The organism is Vibrio sp. 10N.222.55.C6 (genome assembly GCF_041473395.1).
Lineage (GTDB): Bacteria > Pseudomonadota > Gammaproteobacteria > Enterobacterales > Vibrionaceae > Vibrio > Vibrio crassostreae_C.
In genome coordinates, this window is the sequence record NZ_JBFRSD010000775.1 from 1 (window position 1) to 1,676 (window position 1,676).

1 protein-coding gene is annotated in these 1,676 nt (G+C 46.0%); it reads right to left on the reverse strand.

Features of this window, described 5'->3' with window-relative positions; translation table 11 throughout:
• Positions 1-339: 339 nt before the first annotated feature.
• Positions 340-1,494 (reverse strand): IS110 family transposase, encoded by a 1,155-nt coding sequence (locus tag AB4486_RS26105; protein ID WP_136976091.1) that lies wholly within the window; start codon positions 1,492-1,494, stop codon positions 340-342.
• Positions 1,495-1,676: the final 182 nt, after the last annotated feature.

Consider the following 1,676-nt stretch of genomic DNA (forward strand, 5'->3'; position numbering starts at 1 on the left):
TTCTTTTATGTCACTCAACCACCTTAGAATTACGTTGATATGACCCCCACTGTCAATTAAAACGTAGAAGTTTCTGCTCCCACATGTCAGAGCCTTTTGTTTATTTTGAGATAGTGTTAACGCATAGATGAAGCAAGTAATTTCGTCGGTTCTCATGCTGATATACGTGGATTACTCATCGTTAGATGAGCAGCGCCTACCTTACTTATTTCGTCGTGGCACCTGTCTTCAGTCTATGCTCGTGGTTCAATAAAGCGCGAGCTTTATTGCCATCCTAACGCCGTCGGTGTTTGTGCCACACCCGATGCTCTATCCAATACGCTAACACTAATTCTTTTCTCATGCAGGCAGCCTTGCAATCCGTGTTTTTGGATCGACTGCGCTAACGACTACCTCTCTTGCGATAGCCCAGATATACGCGATCATCTCTCTTGCGATAGCGGCGACGACAACGTTTCGATGTTTGCCTTTTTGTAGTAATCGTTGATAGCGACGACATAATCGTTGCTGAGCATGCCAAGCAATATCGACAATTTCTTTGGGCAGTCCTTCTTGTCGCAGTTGCAGTTCGACGGAGATATTAGCTTTGTGCTTATAAGTATGCGCACCCTCAATAAGCAACCGTCGTGCTCGACTGTTTCCGCATTTGGTTAGGCTCCCTCGCTTCGTTTTTCCGCCACTGGAGCTTTCAGTCGGTACGAGGCCAACATAAGCCATAAGTTTTCTGGGATGGTCGAAGCGACGTAGGTCGCCGAGCTCGGCAATGGTGCCGAGAGCAACAAGGAGCCGCACACCTCGCATAGCTTGAATGGCTTTGACAACAGGGTAGTAACGCCAGTTTTTGACTTGGTGTAGTAACTCGTTATCCAACCGCTGTAATCTTTGCATCCGCTCACTGATGGTGATGATCATCTCTTGCAATACAATCTGTTGGCTGTGATGGGGAAGAATGAGGTCGGTTAGCCACCGTAGATGCTTTTTAGACCAGTTATCATTCACCGTCGCTTGTACATTATTGCGTAGAAGAAAGCCTTTGAGCTGGAATTTTGCATCTTTAAGGTCTTTCATCGCGGTTTCTCGAGCCCTTGATAAATCTCTTATCGCCTCGTCTTCAGATTCAGGCACATAAATAGGCGTAAGCTCTTCCGCCTTAAAAAGCTTGGCAAGTTTTGCTGCATCTCTCTTATCTGTTTTGACTCTATCCCCTGATTTCTTTGGAATAAGGGAAGGGGCGATGACGCAGCAGCAGTGGCCAAGGCTGGTGAGCAATCGGTATGTCCAGTATCCACAAGGCCCAGCCTCGTAGACAAAATGGAGGGTGGCTTTTGGATATTTAGATTGCAGTTGTTGTGTGAGTTTAATGAGGGCGGACTTGTTAGACTTTATCCGCCCCAAATGTTCAGGTGTAGCCCCGCGTTGCTCTTGCAAGACTGCGACTTGGATAAATGACTTATGCGTATCTAAGCCAATGAAAATTATGCTATCGTTATTCATGCTAGCCTCCAAATTTAGTTGTTTGAACACACTAATTATGGCTCTGGCTTTACGCTAACCCACGAAATTGGAGGCTAGCACCTCGTGGGGGTCATTATGTCTATGATGGGGTAGGCTTAATCTGGAAAGTTGAAATCGAATGGACGATTCACAGCAAAAAACGAACAGTAGAAATACAACGG